The organism is Pseudomonas sp. GD03858 (assembly GCF_029840925.1).
GTDB lineage: Bacteria > Pseudomonadota > Gammaproteobacteria > Pseudomonadales > Pseudomonadaceae > Aquipseudomonas.
In genome coordinates this window covers 1-16,768 of the sequence record NZ_JAOCDM010000040.1, presented here as the reverse complement: position 1 = coordinate 16,768, position 16,768 = coordinate 1, and the positions used below count along the sequence as shown (strand labels likewise).

Below are 16,768 nucleotides of genomic sequence, written 5' to 3'. Positions count from 1 at the left end.
TAGAGCATTTTTCTCAAAGGTGTGGGGCAAATTTGGGGTTTTCCGCTTTGTTTTTGGATGCTATCCCAGATCTACTGAAACTCTGTCGAAGACTCGTCATCCATCCATTTTGCGTAGACCTCCACCAGCATGGTGAAGTCCTTGTAACCCATTTGCTGCGCGATGAGCGCAAGGTTACCACGGGCAGTCAGGCACCAGCACGCATAGGTGTGTCGAGTTTGGTTTTGCCCCGAGCCGGTGCCGTCACCAACGACGCGCTGCAGGCGGCATGATGGCGGGCGAGCGCGAGGCCATGAGGACGCAAACCATGGCTGATGCTGTCGATTTTGCCGATGACCGGGTTGAGTATTTTCTCCAGCTGTCGCTTCAGCGTCTTGCGCGGTTGACGCGGCGCCCGAAGCCTCCCGTTGCAGGATGCGCGGTGCGCCGCTTTCAGAGTTGGGGCGGTCAGTGGAAGGTGTCTGCCAGGCCGATATCGCGAAGTGCATCTGCAGAGCTGCGCGGGATGCTGGAAAATACATGTTTAACAAATGTGGCGGTCAAGTGGTTCCAGTCTTCCATGAACGGAACACCGTTTACACTGGCCGGACACTTGGCTTTCTGATAGCCGCACAGCAACTCGATGACGTCTACGAAATGATAATTCAGGTCGCTGGGTACATCGCTCGATGTTTGTATTTGTGTCGTTGCTGGATAAATGGCTTTCTCCAAGCAGGCTCTTGAGTCTTTGCCACTGGCGAACATGGTGTTCATGCACGTCTCACCTTTGCTGGAATCGAGTTGGTAGTAATCGCCAAATATGTAGGCTTCAGCGCCAGTGCGTGCTTTCAGGGCTTTGAGTAGCTCGAACCTAAATTTGTTGGCCTGGTACTCGAAGGGGCGATGTGAAACCAGGAAGATTTTTTCAACTGATTTCAGAATCTCTTTGTCGTTTGCGTACCGGTCAAAGGCAGAGCAATTTTTCTCATATTTAGATTCGGTGGTTGTGACGGTGATACGGGAGCTATTTATGTCTACCTGGCAGTGGAGATAGCTGATCGAAATGGTACGGTACTGTTTGTGGTCGATGTTTTCATTGATGCCTATCGACCAGTTTGGAACATAAGAGTCGCCGATGATAAGGATGGTTTTTGCTGGTGCTTCTGCCGTCCGATAGATGGCACTGTCCTGTGAGTCATTCGTGAAACGCTGGAGCAGATCATGTTCCGCCTGTTGAGCGGTGAGCGGGTAAAAACCGCCTGCTCGCTCGGGGAATCCTGAGTTTGCGTTGCCGATGTACCCCACCACTGCCAGCGCCATGCCAGCCGCCAGCGCCGCCGAGATCACGGCGTTGGATGCCCGGCCCTTCGTTCTCCTCGCTGGATTCTCGATGAGCCTGTAACTGATGATGGAGAGCACGAATGTGAGTGCGATCAGCAGCGTGATGAGAGGTTTGCTCAGGTCTTGCGAGAAGTGGAGCTTGGCCAGTGCCAGCACGGGCTGGTGCCACAGATACGCGCTGTAGCTGAGCATTCCGACGAGCAGGGCTGCGCGCAGGGTGAGCAGGCGGTAGACCAGGCTCCCCTCGCGAGAGAACTGGATGATGAGTGCTGCCCCGACTACGGCAGGTAGCGTATGTAGGGCGCCCAGGTGCGCCATTTTCTTGTACGCGAAGATCGATACCAGTACCAACACCAAGCCAAGGGCGCTCATGATGCTGGTGAGCCGGCTGCTGGTTGGCTTCCAACCGATCATGGCAATGAGGGCACCGGTCAGAATCTCCCATGCTCTGGCAGGCAGCAGATAGAACGCGCCTGTCTGGTCCTTTCCATAGAGCCAGACCGAAAAGGCGAGGCTCATAACCAGCAGAGCGCAAAGCAGCATGGTCAGTGAACGAGTTCCTGTCTTCCACAGCGCCAGAATGATGAGGGGAAAGATAATGTAATACTGCTCTTCTACTGCAAGGCTCCATGTATGCAAGAGCGGCTTGAGGCTTGCAGTGGTGTCAAAGTATCCGCTTTGCATCCAGAACAAAATATTCGAACTGAATGTCAGTGTGGCCAAGATGCTTTGGGCGAATGACTGCATTTCCGCCGGGGGAAGTGTGTACCAGGCAAACGGGATGGTGCACGCAATCACTAAGAACAACGCAGGTAGTATTCGCTTGGCTCGTCTACTGTAAAAAGATGAGAGCTTGAATGTTCCGGCGTTCTTCTCCATTAAAATGATGGAGGTGATCAAAAAGCCGCTGATTAAAAAAAAGATGTCAACGCCTACAAAACCACCACGAAAGGAGTTTAACCCGGCATGAAACAAAATGACCGGCAGCACGGCTAGGGCGCGAAGTCCATCAATGTCCGGGCGGTATGATAAATGCCCGTTGTTTTTTAGGGCGCTATCTGTCCCTTGCATTTTCAGCGATGTCATTACGAGAGAAACTCCGGGTGAAAGCACGCTAAATCCGTAAGGCACGCATTTTACCCGTATTGAATTCGTCGGGCAAAAGTGGGCGCTCTGCCTGCCGACAAAGTAGCGAACCGGGAGAATACGCCAATATTCAGCACGGCCCGCCGAACCGGCAGACCCTTCCTGCTAGTTTCAGTCGTGGCTCCTGCGTGCAGCAAGGCCCAGGTGCTGCTGCTGGATCTGCGGCTGCCTGGTGAGTTCAGCGGCTTTACAGCCGGCGGTGGCGACGAAGTACTCGAGCTGGCGGAAGGTGAAGCCGATCATCGTGGTCCCTCTTGTGCCGTGGGGATTGCCTGGCCTGAGGCTACCCTATCCAGGGCGACGCGATTGCAATTTCGCCGCACTGCCGGCAATATGCATTTTATGCAAAAGCGCAACGTAGCCACCGTACTCAGAGAACTGCTCGATCGCCACGGCCTGTCACCGACGGAGCTGCACCGGCGCACGGGTGTACCGCAATCGACCCTGTCGCGGATCCTCGCCGAGAAGATCGTCGATCCGTCGGACAAGCATGTGTCGAGGATCGCCGAATATTTTGGCGTGAGCACCGACCAACTGCGGGGGCGTGCCGAGCTGGGCGAGTCGCGTGACGCGGCGCCCCTGACCCAGGGCCATTCGGCCCTGAGCGATATCAGCCTGTGGGACGATGAAACTCCCGTCGAGGACGACGAGGTGTCCGTTCCTTTTCTCCGTGAGGTCGAGTTGGCAGCAGGATCAGGAAGATTCGTCATCGAAGAGAGCGAGAACGCGCGCCTGCGTTTCGGCAAGCGCAGCCTGCGCCACAACGGTGTGCAGTTCGATCACGCCAAGTGCGTGACGGTGCGCGGCAACAGCATGTTGCCGGTACTGCGCGATGGCGCGACGGTCGGGGTCAACACCGGTCGATGCGGTATCGGTGACATCATCGATGGCGATCTCTACGCCATCAACCACAATGGCCAGCTGCGGGTCAAGCAGGTCTACCGCCTGCCTACCGGCATCCGCTTGCGCAGCTTCAATCGCGATGAACACCCCGACGAGGACTACAGCTTCCAGCAGATGCAGGACGAGCAGATCAGCCTGCTGGGTCATGTGTTCTGGTGGGGCATGTACGCCCGCTAACTCCCTTTCCCTGGAAAAGCCCGCTTCGGCGGGTTTTTTTTCGTCTTCAGAAAATCCCTACGGCCCGCATCCGCAAAGGCCCTCATGCATTTCAGCAAATGCACGTGCATAAATATTTCCAAAATTGCATTGACTGCATATGCATTGATGCATAACCTGTGTCTCAAGCCGGACAGCAACCGGTTGTTACACAGGCAGCGATGAACAGGCCTCGACTGTTCAGAGGGTTGGCAACTGGCCCGGGTGTGCAGCGTAAAGCACCACGATCAGTTATCCGGCGGGCAGGCGGCCGCGGTCGGAGTCACCAATTTGAAGCGGAACCGCGCGGCGTCACCAGTCGTGGCCGGTGGTTCGACAACGCATTACTGAAAAGCCTGCGTGGCGGGCTTTTTGGAATGCCGAGGCAGTGCGAGGCGCTTGAGCTCTCGCCAGCTTCATACCTACGGAATTCATCGCAACGGAGGTGAAATGGGTTTCGAAATCATCAACATGGGCGCGGCGCCCACTGGCGTCGGCGGCGACACGGTGCGCACCGGCTTCGACAAGGTCAACCGCAACCTGGCGCAGCTCAAGGACCGCGCCCTGCAGCCCGACTACTCGACGCTGTCCGGCCAGCTGTACCGCGAGGTCGGTGTGATGGCAGTGTCCAACTACGTGAACGCGTTCACGCTCAAGACCAAGGTGCCCAGCGCCGGCGGCATTGCGCCGATGGTGCGCCTGCATGGCTGCCTGGCCACTTACACGTCGCCGATCACCATCGACCTGAGCTGGTACTTCTACGACGGCAAGATCGTCGCGGCCACCGCGCTGGTCAACACGTCCTCGCGGGAGATGGGCACCCTGGCCGCCAACAATGGCCTGCAGATCATCCTCTACGAGGAAAACGGCCTGGCCAACCTGTACCTGAAGTTTCCGGCACGGGCCTATTACCCGCGCTTCGCGGTCAGTTGCCTGAACACCGGTGCGCTGGCCATGCCCGGAGGGCAGGAGTCGGACTGGGGCATCGTGGTCGACGGGCCGCCACCGGCCGCGGCCTTGCAGCAGGTGCCGTTCACCATCGTCACCACCCTCAACACAGCCAACTGCAAGGTCGGCAACGACGGCACGATCAAGGTGGCCTGAATGCGCGCAATCATCACGCTGCTCAACGACGGCAGCACCTACGACATCACCCCGGCAGAGGCGCGACTGGCCTCGCAGGCACTCGGTGAAGGCCGGTTCAGGATCACCGGCAGCCAGGGCCTGGTGCCTTTCCCGCCGGCCAGTGTCGGTTGGGGCTACTCGCTCAGCCACATGGACAGCAAGGCCGACGTGGCCATCGAGCATGACCCGGCCTCGGGCGACCTGCTGGTGACCGTCACCCGCGACGGCCAGCCCTATCGGCTGATCAGCACGCTGATGCTGCATGTCCTGGCCGAAGCGCTTCCCGACGTGCCGATCATCCAGTCGATGGAGGGATGAACATGGCCATTTTTCAAGGAGGGAGGACTTTGACAAACGAACAACAGGCACTGCTCGACATGCCGATCTGGCTGGTGATCGCCCTGGCTTTGCTGGGCGGTCTGTCCGGCGAAATGTGGCGCGCGGACAAGGCTGGTGCCCGTGGCTGGGCGCTGCTACGGCGCCTGGCGCTGCGCTCCGGGGCCTGCATGGTCTGTGGTGTCTCGACGGTCATGCTGCTGTACGCCAGCGGCATGTCGATCTGGAGCGCCAGCGCCTTCGGCTGCCTCACCGCCATGGCGGGCGCCGATGTCGCCATAGGCCTTTATGAACGCTGGGCGGCTCGCCGCCTGGGTATCGAGCAACCGGTGGCCGGCGCCGACGCCGACGACCGTGGACGCTGAAACAGGAGCCCCGCATGAGCGAAACGCAACTCGAAGCACTGTTGCTGGCCCTGGGCAACCAGGCTGCGGTGCAGACCGCCCTGGGCCAGTCGATCGAACGGCTGGCGCTGAGCAACGAACAACTGGTGGCCTATCTGAAGAGCCGTGAACCGGACCCTGACGCGCCGCCTTATCTGGATGGCTCGAAGCCAGCCTGAAGCTTTCCCCTTTATCTGTAGCACCCGACCGACCGTCCGGGATTTCCCGCGACGGCTTTCATCATGTTCAAGGAGAACACCCCTATGTCGATTCTTACCCAAGGCACCCAGATCTACGCACTGGTTCCACCGGTCTCCGGCACCGGTCCGCTCAGCGTGCTGCAAGTCGAGCACGTGACTTCGTTCGAACCGGGCGGCGCGCCGGCCGAGCAGATCGAGGACACCAGCCTCGACGCCGCGGAGCGCACCTACAAGAAAGGCCTGCGCACCCCTGGCACGGCCACCCTGGGCCTCAACGCCGATCCGACCAATGCCAGCCACATCCGCCTGCACCAGCTGTCCGAAGCCAAGGGCAACACCACCGTCAAGTGGGTGGTGGGCTGGTCCGACGGCAAGGATGTCGCGCCAACGGTCAACAGCAAGGGCGATGGCTTCGAGCTGCCGGCCACCCGTACCTGGTTTGCCTTCGAAGGCTACGTGGCCGACTTCCCGTTCAACTTCGCCCTCAACGCGGTGGTCACCACCTCGGTGAGCATCCAGCGCACCGGCGGCTCCACCTGGGCGAAAAAGGCCTGAGCCCGGAGGACTGAATGAACATCAATCAACTCAAGGCCCTGGGCGGCATCGTCGACAGCCAGCGCGTGCGCAAGGAAGTCGTCTGGAACCGGCCTGATCCACAGACCGGCGAGATGCTCGCCCAGACCCTGGTGGTGCATGTGCGCCGTCATTCGTTCGGGGTGATCGAGCGCCTGTTCGCCGAGCAGGAATCGTCCCACAGCCGCAATGCCCATTACCTCGCCGCGTCGATCAGCCTCGGCGAGGAGGGCGAAGAGCCACTGCGCGTCGAGGATGCCTTCAACCTCGAGCCGTCGCTGGGCTTCGTGCTGCTCAACGCCATCAACGAAGTCAACGGCACCGGAAACACCCCGGCAAAGAACTGACGGCCGCCGATGAGTTCTGGCACGAGCTGGTGCTCAACGGCATCGGCGGCCGCACGATTGGCGAGGCCAAGGAACGGCTGAGCTACGCGGAAGCCAGGGACTGGGCGCAGTACATCCAGCGCCATGGCTCCTTGCACGGCGGTCGCCGGCTGGAGGCCAGCATCGCCATGTTGGCGCTGCAGGCCAACCATCAAGCCGGTGGCAACGCCGAGTTGATCGATTTCATGCCTCACGAGCGGCGCCAGGGGGTGTCGCTCGAGAGTGCCATGCAGCAGTGGTGCTGAAGACCGGCACCACCTTCTTCACGAAACCCGCCGCGGCGGGTTTCACCATGATCAGGGAGTAGGCCCATGGCAACCAACCTTGCCAGTTTCAGCCCGACGATCGACCTCTCCAGCCTCGAACGGGCACTGTCCAGGGCATCGGCCCTCAGTGACCGCACCCTGCGCGAGATGCAGAAGAACGTCGAGGCTTTCAACCAGAAGTACCTCAAAAGTGTGGGCGCCGTCGCCGATTCGAGCCTGGACATCTCGAGAAAGGCACTGGATCGCTTCCAGTCCGCCTATGCGCCACCTAGCTGGGATCAGGCGGTGCAGGACGATCCTGTCAGGCCCTACAGCGAAGCGCTGCGCAAGCAGCACGCCGCCACCGAGCTCGACGTGGCGAAGATGGGCATGAGCAAGCGCCGCGCCGGCCTGGCCGACCAGCTGTTCAAGGTCGACGAAGGCTACCGCGCCGAACGGGACCAGTTCGAACAGGCCAACCCGCTGGGCGCCAATGGCCCTGACGGGGCGAACTACCAGCAACAGCTGGAGGACATGCGCGCCCGGCATGCCGACATGACCAACCAGGTGCTCAACGACTATGACCTGATGAGTCAGGCGCGTGGCGACTGGATGGTCGGCGCGTCCGCGGCGTGGCAGGAGTATCTCGATACTTCCAGCAACGTCGCGGCGCAATCGCAAGCAGTCTTCGCCAGCGTCTTCGACCGCATGGGCAGCGCCGTGCAGACCTTCGCCACCACCGGCAAGCTGTCGTTCTCCGACTTCGCCAAGTCGGTGATCGCCGACATGGCCGCGCTGGCGGCCAAGACCGCGGCCTCCAAGGCGCTGAGCAGCCTGCTCGGGTTTGGCATGAACCTCGTCGGCTCGTGGTTCAGCGGTGGTTCCGCGCCCACCCCCACCAACATGTCCGTGGGCGGCACCAGTACCACATTCACCCCGCAGCTCGACGTCAGCGGCCTGAAGTTCGCCAAGGGTGGTGCCTTCACCAACAGTGTCGCCACGGGTCCGACCCTGGCACCGATGGCGCTGTTCGGCGAAGCCGGTCCCGAAGCGATCATGCCACTGACGCGCGGCGCCGACGGCGCCTTGGGCGTCCGTGCCCTGGGCGCTGGCTCGGGCGCCAGCCACAGCAGTGAAGTGGTGATCCAGCAGACCATCAACGTGGCCGCTGGTGACGGTAACGCCGCGGCGGGCGAGGGCAATGCCCAGCGCCTGGCCAACGCCTATGCCGGCGCCGCCCGCCAGGGCGCCAGCGAGCAGATTTCCCGCGAGCTGATGCCGGGCGGGCAGATCTGGTCGGCCATCCATGGCCGTTGATCAAGGAGAACATCACATGGAAACCTTTACCTGGAGCCCCAGGACCGAACCGACCGGCACCGTGGAATACCGCGTGCGCACGGTGCAGTTCGGCGACGGCTACCAACAGGCGGTGGCCGATGGCATCAACAATCGCAGCCAGTCCTGGCCGCTGGTGTTCATCGGTGACGAGATCAAGATCCGCGCGATCGCCGAGTTCCTCGACCGCCACGCTGGCAGTCGTGCCTTTCGCTGGACCGCGCCACTGGGCAAGCCGGGCTTGTACCGCTGCAAGGGCTATCAGCCGACCGCCAAGGGCGGCGGCCTGTACAGCATCAGTGCGACCTTCGAGCAGGCTTTTCACCCATGACCGAGGAGAGCAGACATGGCTCTGATCAATGACATCCAGAAACTCGAGCCGGGCGCGGAAATCGTGCTGTTCGAGATCGACGGCAGCGAGTTCGGCGCCGACACCCTGCGCTTTCACGGTCATGCCATCACCCATGAGCCCGATGCCGTCGCTGCGGCGGACCAGGCCAAGGCCGATTTGCCGGCCCGCTCGATCTGGTGGCAGGGCAACGAGTACGCCGCCTGGCCGGTGCAGGTCGACGGCATAGGCGCCAACAGCAATGGTCGCGCCACGCGGCCGAAGTTCACCGCTGGCAACGTCGATGGCCGGGTCACCGCCTTGTGCCTGGCCTTCGAGGACCTGCTCAAGTTCAAGCTGACCGTGCGCCAGACCTTGGGCCAGTACCTGGATGCGCGCAACTTCGCCGCCGGCAATGCTCAGGCCGATCCTACCCAGGAAGCCCTGGAGATCTGGTTCCTCGACCAGAAGACCCAGGAGGACGACGAGCAAGTGCAGTGGGAGTTGTCGTCCCCCGGCGAGATCGACAACCACGGCTTGCCGGGTCGGCAGATGACCGCCTACTGCCATTGGGCCATGACCAATGGCTATCGTGGCCCGAACTGCGGCTACACCGGCAGCTTGCGTTTCGACGACGAAGACCGCCCCACCGACGATCCGGCCAAGGATCGCTGCAAGGGCGGCCTGGGCTCGTGCAAGCTGCGCTTCGGCGAGGCGGCCGAGCTGCCCCACGGCGGCTTTCCGGCCGTCTCGCTGATCGCCCGGAGCTGAACCATGGCACCGGAGCTGCTCGATGCGATTCGTGGCCATGCCGCCGAGGACTACCCCCGCGAAGCCTGCGGACTGGTCATCGAGCGGGCGGGGCAGTTGCACTACCAGCGTTGCCGCAACACCGCCAGCGAGCCCGGCGAAGAGTTCCGCATCGATCCGCACGACTACGCGGCGGCGGAAGACCTGGGGGAGATCGTCGCGGTGGTGCATTCGCATCCCGATGCCAGCAGCCTGCCGTCCACCCGCGATCTGGCCATGTGCGAGGCCACGGGCCTGCCCTGGCATATCCTGTCCTGGCCGGAAGGCGACCTGCGCACGATCCGGCCCAAGGGCGACACGCCGTTGCTCGGACGCCCTTTCGTGCATGGCCTGTGGGACTGCTGGCAGGTGTGCGCCGACTGGTATCTGCGCGAATGGGGCCTGACCTTCCCCCACTACAGCCGCGAGGATGGTTGGTGGGAGGACGCCCAGGGCCCGAGCCTGTACGAGCAGGCCTATGCCAACGCCGGCTTCGTCGCGGTGGACACACCGCAACGTGGCGACATGCTGGTCATGGCCATCGGTCGCACCGCCCATCCCAACCACGCCGGCATCTACCTGGGCAGCGACCCCCGCCTGCCTGGCGAGCAATGGACGCCGACCGGCGCCGGCCCGTTCCTGCTGCACCATCTGTATGGACGCCCCAGCGAAGTGATCGTCTTCGGTGGCCCGTGGCTGGATCGCACCCGGCTGGTGCTGCGTCATCGCGATGCCGCCGCCAGCGGTTGAGCGGCTTTCGTTTCAAGCAGATTCTCACAGGAGGCCATAGATGGCTGTATCCGTGATCAATGCGCCAGCCACGACCACCATCAAGTTGTCCGGTGTGCTGGCGCGCAAGTTCGGCCGCGAGCACCGGCGGCGCCTGGACAGTGGCCAGGCCTGGGAGGTGTTCCGTGCCTTGCGCAACACCCTGGAAGGTTTCGAGCAAGAGATCCGCCGGCTCGACCGCCTGGGCATGCGCTTCGCGATCTTTCGCAATCGCCGCAACGTCGACAGCAATGCCTTCGCCCTGGGCGGCACCAGTGAACTGCGCATCGTCCCGGTGCTGGCCGGCAGCAAGCGTGGCGGCATCCTGCAGACCATCGTCGGCGCGGTGATGATCGTCGGCGGGCTGTACTTCGGGCAGACCTGGGCGGTGCAGATGGGCGCCGGCCTCATGGCCGGCGGCGTGATGCAGATGCTCAGCCCGCAGCCCAAGGGGCTCAAGCTCAGCGCCAGCCCTTCGAACACCCCAGGCTACGCCTTCGGCAATGCCCGCAACACCGTGACCACCGGCCTGCCGGTGCCGCTGTGCATCGGCAGGCGCCGCTGGGGCGGGGCGATCGTCAGCGCGGCCATCTACGCCGAGGATCGCCTGTGAGGGCAGGGCGCCACTCGGTCAATGCGGCTGCCCCTGGCAGCCGTCTTTCGCAGAAGGAGTTGCAATGTCAGCAGCCACCATTCATTCGCCGCTGACCCGTGTCAGGCTCGGCGGCCAACTGCGTCAGTTCGGCAAGACCTTCGAACTGGCGGTCAACACCCCGCGCGAGGCGATCAAGGCCTTGTGCGTGCTGCTACCTGGTTTCGAGCGGTTTCTCGCCAATGCCCGTTCGCGCGGGCTGGAGTTCGCCGTATTCAACGACCACCGCAATGTCGGCGAGGCGGAGCTCGGTTTCCAGGCCCGGGAGGAAATCCGCATTGTCCCGGTGGTCGCCGGCAGCAAGCGCGCTGGCACCCTGCAGACCATCGTCGGCGTCGTGATGATCGCCGCCGCCGCCATCTACAGCGGTGGCGTCGGTGCCGCGTTCGCCTCGGAGGGGACGGTGGGCTTCGTCGCCAACATGGGCGCGGCCATGGCGCTGGGAGGCGTCATGCAACTGCTCAGCCCGCAGCCCAAGGGGTTGAGCATGAGCCAGGCACCGGAGAACACCCCCGGCTACGCCTTCGGCGCGGCGCGCAACACCACCGCCTCGGGCAACCCGGTGCCGCTGTGCGTCGGCAAGCGGCGCTGGGGCGGCGCCATCATCAGCGCGGCGATCTACGCCGAGGACCGGCTCTGAGCGCCAGGGTCACAATGCCAGGTACAGCGCCATAGCGGTCCTGAACCCCCGGCCATATTCAGCCAACCGCCTCGGAGGCGGTTTTTTTACGCCTGGAGGAACACATGGGCGAAACCAACAGACCTGTGATCACCGGTCGCAAAGGTGGTCAGAAGAAGCCCAAGACGCCGGTCGAGGCGCCGGACAGCCTGCGCTCCATCGCGGTCGCCAAGATGCTCCTGGCCATCGGCGAGGGCGAGTTCGCCGGCACGCCGACCGCCCGCGACATCTACCTCGACGGCACGCCGTTGATGGACGACCAGGGCAACTACAACTTCCCTGGCGTCAAATGGGAGTGGCGCACCGGCTCGGTGGAGCAACCCCACATTCCCGGCATCCCGTCGGTGGACAACGAGATCAGCCAGGGCATCGAGCTGCGCAGCGACAAGCCCTGGGTCCATGCCATCAGTGACACCCGCCTGTCGGCGGTGCGTCTGCGCTTTGCCTGGCCAGCGCTGCAGGCCATGGATGGGGCCGGCAACATCAACGGTCATCGCATCGAGTATGTGGTCGAGGTGGCCACCGACGGCGGCGCCTACCAGGAAGTGCTCAAGGACGCGGTACATGGCAAGACCACCAGCACCTACGAGCGTACCCGGCGCATCGACCTGCCCAAGGCGACGACCGGCTGGACCTTGCGCGTGCGCCGGCTGACGGCGAACCAGAACAACAACAAGGTCGCCGACACCATGCAGCTCGCCGGCCTGACCGAGGTGATCGACGCCAAGCTGCGCTACCCCAACACGGCGCTGCTGTACATCGAGTTCTCCGCCGAGCAGTTCCGCAATATCCCGGCGGTGACCGTGGAATGCCGTGGCCGCAAGTGGCCGGTGCCGAGCAACTACGACCCGGACACTCGCGCCTACATCGGCGTGTGGGACGGCACCTTCAAGGAGGCCTGGACCGACAACCCGGCCTGGGTCACCTATGGCATCTGCACCAACGACCGCTTCGGCCTGGGCCGTCGGATCAAGCCCTGGATGGTCGACAAGTGGGAGCTGTACCGCATCGCCCAGTACTGTGACCAACTGGTGCCGGACGGCAAGGGTGGCCAGGAGCCGCGCTTCATCTGCAACCTCAACCTGCAGAGCAAGGCCGAGGCCTGGTCGTTGCTGCGCGATATCGCCGGTATCTATCGTGGTATGACCTACTGGGCCCAGGGCCAGCTGTACAGCCTGGCCGACATGCCGCGGGCCACCGACTTCGACTTCGCCTACACCCGCGCCAATGTCATCGGCGGCAAGTTCAACTATTCCAGCGGCTCGGAGCGCAGCCGCTACAGCCGGGCACTGATCAGCTACGACAACCCGCTCAACAGCTACGACACCGATGTCACGGTGGTCACCGACGAGAAGCTGCAGCGTCGCTACGGCGACAATCCGCTGGAGATCAGCGCCATCGGTTGCACCCGCGAGTCCGAAGCGCAACGCCGTGGCAAATGGGCGCTGGCGACCAACGCCCGGGACCGTGGTATCAGTTTCCGGGTGGGCATGGACGGGCGTATCCCGTTGCCGGGCTTCGTCATTCCGGTGGCCGACGAACTGCTCGCCGGGCGCGCCATCGGCGGGCGAATCGCCACCGCCAGCGGCCGCCAGGTCACCCTCGACCGTGACACCCAGGCCAAGCCGGGCGACCGGCTGATTCTCAACCTGCCCGACGGCACCTGCGAGGCGCGCACGGTGGACGCTGTCGAAGGCCGCCGCCTGACGCTGACCACCGCCTACAGCGTCGCCCCCGAGGCCGAGCTGGTCTGGGCCCTGGATGCGCCGGACCTGAGCGTGCCGCTGTACCGGGTGACCAGCGTGTCGCGCCCGGAGCCTGGGATCTACGAGATCAGCGCGGTGCAGTACGAGCCGAGCAAGTTCGCCCACATCGACAGCGGCGCGCGGCTGGAGGAGCGTCCGATCAGCGTCACGCCGATCAACCTGGTGCCACCACCGGCCAGTGTCAGCCTGGCCAGCAACCATGCTGTCAGCCAGGGACTGGCGGTCAGCACCCTGACCATTTCCTGGCCCGCCGTGGCTGGCGCGGTGGCCTACGAAGTGGAGTGGCGCAAGGACGATGGCAACTGGGTCAGCCTGCCACGCAGCGGCGCCACCAGCGTCGATGTCGTGGGCATCTACGCCGGTGACTACCTGGCCCGGGTGCGTTCGATCAGCGTGGGCGAGATCACCTCGATCTGGAAGCTGTCCGCGCTGACCACGCTGCAGGGCAAGGTCGGCACGCCAGCGGCGGTGGCGGAGCTGCTGGCGACCAGCAAGGTGTTCGGCATCGGCCTGAACTGGCGGTTCCCGGAGGGCACAGGCGATACCCAGCGCACGGAAATCTGGCATGGCACCAGTGCCAACCGCGCCGAGGCGAAGAAGCTCGGCGACTTCGCCTACCCGCAGGCCGAGCATGAGCTGCAGGGCCTGGCCGCCGGCGCGCAGCTGTTCTTCTGGGCGCGCCTGGTGGACCGTAGCGGCAACGTCGGCAAATGGTACCCGGACGGCATCGGCGTGCGCGGCCAGTCCAGCGCCGAGCAGAGCGACTATGACCGCTACTTCTCCGGCAAGATCAGCGAGTCGGCGCTGGGCAAGCACCTGTTCGACCGTATCGAGTTGATCGATGGCACGGGCAACGGCTCGGTGAACCAGCGCCTGCAAAGCCTGAACAGCGACGTGCAGTCGCGCCTGGACGACGTTTCCCGCGCCGCCAACGCGCTGAGCTACGACTCGGCCAAGGCCTACGTGGCGGGCGATATCGTGCGCCAGGCCCAGGGCCTGTACCAGGCGCTCAAGGCGGTGCCGATCAAGACGCCACCACCGAGCGCCGCCTATTGGCTGGACATCGGCCAGGTGGTCAAGGACAGCAACGGCCTGGCGGCGCGGATGAGCAAGGCGGAAAGCCAGATCACCGCCGCCGAAGGCGTCAACACGGTGCAGAACACCCAGCTCACCGGGCTGCAGAGCGCGCTGTCGGGCAAGGCCGATGCCGCGGCCGTGACCACCCTGAGCAACAAGGTCAGCGAGGCCCAGGGCAAGCTCGACAGCCAGGCCAGCGCGATCACCGGCCTCAAGGCCGCCCTGGGCCAGCAGCCGGACAACCTGGTGATCAAGGGCGACTTCGAGGATGGCGACGCCCAGCCCTGGACCTTCGACGCCAAGCTCTACCCGGCGCCCGTGGTCGTGGTCCCGACGAACCTGGCCGGTACCCGCTACGGCAAGGCCATCGCCTTCTACGGCAACAGCTTCTGCGGTACCGGCAACAACATCCTCTGCGCCTCGGACGAGCATTTCGACCTGGCGGCCGAGGTCAGTGCCGACGAAATGTCCGCCGGACAGACCGCGCAGCTGCAGATGCAGTTCTACGACAAGGACAACAAGAACCTCGGCTACCTGGTCGCCTTTAGCTTCCCGGCTGCCAGCGCCCAGGGTTTCCGCAAGCTCGCCGGGCGGGTCAAGGCGCCGGCCGGCGCGGTCAAGGGGCGCATCCTCACCCGCACTGAACCGGCCAACGGCAGCGGCCGTTCGCTGTGGTGCAACATCGTCGCCCGGCGTGTCACCCAGGCCGACAATGCCAACGCCAGCGCCATCAGCGAGCTGGGCGCGACGGTCAGCCAGCAGGGCCAGACCTTGGTCGCCCAGGGTTCGTCCATCACCGACCTGACCAGTCGCGTCGGCGACGTGGCGGGCCAGGCAGCCGGCCAGGCCAAGGCCATCAGCACCCTGCAGACCCAGGCGACCCAGCTCGACGGCAAGGTCAGCGCCCAGGGCACGCGCCTGGATGGCATCTACGCCCAGGTCAACCCGCCGCTGGCGGGCAGCGGTACCGACCTGGCGGGTGCCAGCCAGACGTTCGTCGGCGTGTGGTCCGAGCAGTCGGCGCGCATCGAGGAAGGCCTGGCCATGGCGCGCAAGCTCGACACCGTGCAGGTGCAGCAGGGCCAGACCAATGCCTCGGTGCAGCAGATCAGCCAGGCGCAGGTCGGGATCGACAAGAAGCTGTCGACGATGTGGTCGGTGAAGATGGAGGTGACCAACGACGGCCAGTACGTGGCAGCGGGCGTGTCCCTTGGCATCGAGGACAAGCAGAGCCGGTTCCTGGTGCGCGCCGACAATTTCTCGGTGGTCGGCACCCAGGCCGGTGGCCAGGTGTTCACGCCGTTCTCGGTGAACAACGGCCAGGTGTTCATGAACTCCGCGCTGATCCAGGACGGTGCTATCAGCAGCGCCAAGATCGGCAACGTCATCCAGTCGAACAACTACGTGCCCGGCAAGACCGGCTGGCGCCTGGACAAGAGCGGCGCGTTCGAGATCAACGGCTCGGTGGATGGCCAGGGCCGCCTGGTGATCACCAACCAGCTGATCCAGATCTTCGACGCCAACAACACCCTGCGCGTGCGCATGGGGATCTGGGGGTGATGGATGAAGACAGGGCTACAAACCTGGACTGAAAACGGCAGCCTGAGCCTGGATACCAGCAACCGGCTGGGCACCCTGCTTGGCTCGGTGATCACCGGGACGCGCGCGGGGAGCCTCGTCGTGCCGCAACTGACACGGGGCGAAGCGTTCTATTTCTACCATCCAGAGCTGCTGCCAACGCGCTATGCCTGGTCGCAGCTGCCCTACGAGCTGATCTACCCGTTGGTCAAGCTGGAAGGTCAGGTGATCAGCTGGAGCTTTCCCGCATTCCGTTACACAGGCGCCTACGCCCAGTACGGCTATGCCGTGTCGGTTGAAATTCACTATGGAGTGTTCTGATGGGACTGGAGGTCTTTGCCGAGGGCAACCATATCCAGCTGACCGGGAACAACCCGGTGCTCAGCCTGGTTCACAAGCAGACGGTCAACCTGGTGCAGGGGTTCGATCCGTACAACCGCTCAGCCATGTTTGGCGCCGACATCGCGCTGCCCAGGCAGGGGCTGATCCTGTTGGGCGATACCAACGGGGAGTACATCTCCGTCGAGTATGGGCTGGGCGCGCGCGATATCGTCAGGTTCGTCTGTTTCAACCCAGCGGTCATCACGTTCTATGTGTTCGGCAAGGCGCCCATTTCCTCGAGCAACTGGGGCGTGCAGAGTTACTCGGCGCAAGGCGAGCTGCTGTACGACTCCAGCCACAAGACGCTGCGGATCGCCTACGCGGGCGTGATGCCCAGGGAAGGGGTGAGCTTTCCGGTACAGCCGGGCAATACCTACGCGGCCGGGCTGGCCTACTACCGTCGGTACTACATCGTGCCGCCTTACCACACGGCGACCTTCGTCCAGCGTGACATGCTCCGTGTCACCCAAGGCAAGGTCAGTCTCGGTCGACGGTTGGCGTTCATCGAGGACAGCAAGTACTCCGACGAAATCTTCTACGAAGCCACCGACGGGTATGCCGACCCCCAGCCCAATCCGACGTCGCATCTGATCGTCGCGGCCG

Annotated in this window: 19 protein-coding genes; 17 read left to right on the top strand and 2 right to left on the bottom strand. The window is 63.6% G+C overall.

What is annotated here, in order from left to right:
* Positions 1-447: 447 nt before the first annotated feature.
* The gene (locus tag N5D48_RS12840; protein ID WP_279884704.1) at positions 448-2,406 is read right to left on the bottom strand and encodes an acyltransferase family protein; all 1,959 of its coding nucleotides are present in this window, start codon (positions 2,404-2,406) and stop codon (positions 448-450) included.
* A gap of 171 nt (positions 2,407-2,577) precedes the next feature.
* Positions 2,578-2,709, bottom strand: coding sequence for a hypothetical protein (locus N5D48_RS12835; protein WP_279884703.1), 132 nt, complete (start codon positions 2,707-2,709; stop codon positions 2,578-2,580).
* 99 nt (positions 2,710-2,808) lie between these two features.
* Here N5D48_RS12835 and N5D48_RS12830 point away from each other — a divergent pair, with 99 nt between their 5' ends.
* The 17 genes from N5D48_RS12830 to N5D48_RS12750 form a co-directional block, all read left to right on the top strand.
* Positions 2,809-3,546 carry an XRE family transcriptional regulator gene (locus tag N5D48_RS12830; RefSeq protein ID WP_279884701.1) on the top strand — a complete coding sequence of 246 codons (738 nt, stop codon included), beginning with the start codon at positions 2,809-2,811 and terminating at the stop codon, positions 3,544-3,546.
* Positions 3,547-4,014: 468 nt separating this feature from the next.
* Positions 4,015-4,668, top strand: a complete 654-nt coding sequence (locus N5D48_RS12825; RefSeq protein ID WP_279804952.1) for a hypothetical protein — start codon at positions 4,015-4,017, stop codon at positions 4,666-4,668.
* On the top strand, positions 4,669-5,007 hold the full coding sequence (locus N5D48_RS12820; RefSeq protein WP_279884699.1) for a hypothetical protein: 339 nt from the start codon (positions 4,669-4,671) through the stop codon (positions 5,005-5,007).
* A 29-nt stretch (positions 5,008-5,036) separates the two neighbouring features.
* Positions 5,037-5,390, top strand: coding sequence for a phage holin family protein (locus N5D48_RS12815; protein ID WP_279884696.1), 354 nt, complete (start codon positions 5,037-5,039; stop codon positions 5,388-5,390).
* A 14-nt stretch (positions 5,391-5,404) separates the two neighbouring features.
* Positions 5,405-5,587 (top strand): hypothetical protein, encoded by a 183-nt coding sequence (locus N5D48_RS12810; protein ID WP_279884694.1) that lies wholly within the window; start codon positions 5,405-5,407, stop codon positions 5,585-5,587.
* An 84-nt stretch (positions 5,588-5,671) separates the two neighbouring features.
* Positions 5,672-6,163 (top strand): phage tail tube protein, encoded by a 492-nt coding sequence (locus tag N5D48_RS12805; RefSeq protein ID WP_279884692.1) that lies wholly within the window; start codon positions 5,672-5,674, stop codon positions 6,161-6,163.
* Between the two features lie 14 nt (positions 6,164-6,177).
* A complete protein-coding gene (locus N5D48_RS12800; protein ID WP_279884690.1) occupies positions 6,178-6,528 on the top strand; it encodes a phage tail assembly chaperone family protein, TAC in 351 nt (116 codons plus the stop codon).
* Between the two features lie 29 nt (positions 6,529-6,557).
* A complete protein-coding gene (locus tag N5D48_RS12795; protein WP_279884687.1) occupies positions 6,558-6,812 on the top strand; it encodes a hypothetical protein in 255 nt (84 codons plus the stop codon).
* Between the two features lie 66 nt (positions 6,813-6,878).
* The gene (locus tag N5D48_RS12790) at positions 6,879-8,129 is read left to right on the top strand and encodes a phage tail tape measure protein (protein WP_279884685.1); all 1,251 of its coding nucleotides are present in this window, start codon (positions 6,879-6,881) and stop codon (positions 8,127-8,129) included.
* Between the two features lie 16 nt (positions 8,130-8,145).
* Positions 8,146-8,478, top strand: coding sequence for a phage tail protein (locus tag N5D48_RS12785; RefSeq protein WP_279884682.1), 333 nt, complete (start codon positions 8,146-8,148; stop codon positions 8,476-8,478).
* Between the two features lie 15 nt (positions 8,479-8,493).
* Entirely contained in the window at positions 8,494-9,246 is a 753-nt protein-coding gene (locus N5D48_RS12780; protein ID WP_279884680.1) for a phage minor tail protein L, read from the top strand.
* A gap of 3 nt (positions 9,247-9,249) precedes the next feature.
* Positions 9,250-10,014: a C40 family peptidase gene (locus tag N5D48_RS12775; protein WP_279884678.1), complete on the top strand. Its 765-nt coding sequence runs from the start codon at positions 9,250-9,252 to the stop codon at positions 10,012-10,014.
* Positions 10,015-10,054: 40 nt separating this feature from the next.
* On the top strand, positions 10,055-10,645 hold the full coding sequence (locus N5D48_RS12770) for a tail assembly protein (RefSeq protein ID WP_279884675.1): 591 nt from the start codon (positions 10,055-10,057) through the stop codon (positions 10,643-10,645).
* A 64-nt stretch (positions 10,646-10,709) separates the two neighbouring features.
* Positions 10,710-11,324 carry a tail assembly protein gene (locus tag N5D48_RS12765; protein ID WP_279884673.1) on the top strand — a complete coding sequence of 205 codons (615 nt, stop codon included), beginning with the start codon at positions 10,710-10,712 and terminating at the stop codon, positions 11,322-11,324.
* A gap of 104 nt (positions 11,325-11,428) precedes the next feature.
* Positions 11,429-15,766: a phage tail protein gene (locus tag N5D48_RS12760; protein WP_279884671.1), complete on the top strand. Its 4,338-nt coding sequence runs from the start codon at positions 11,429-11,431 to the stop codon at positions 15,764-15,766.
* Between the two features lie 3 nt (positions 15,767-15,769).
* Positions 15,770-16,105, top strand: coding sequence for a hypothetical protein (locus tag N5D48_RS12755; RefSeq protein WP_279884669.1), 336 nt, complete (start codon positions 15,770-15,772; stop codon positions 16,103-16,105).
* Positions 16,105-16,768 (top strand): hypothetical protein (locus N5D48_RS12750; protein ID WP_279884666.1); only part of this gene is annotated, 664 nt, incomplete at its 3' end. The genes N5D48_RS12755 and N5D48_RS12750, both read left to right, overlap by 1 nt.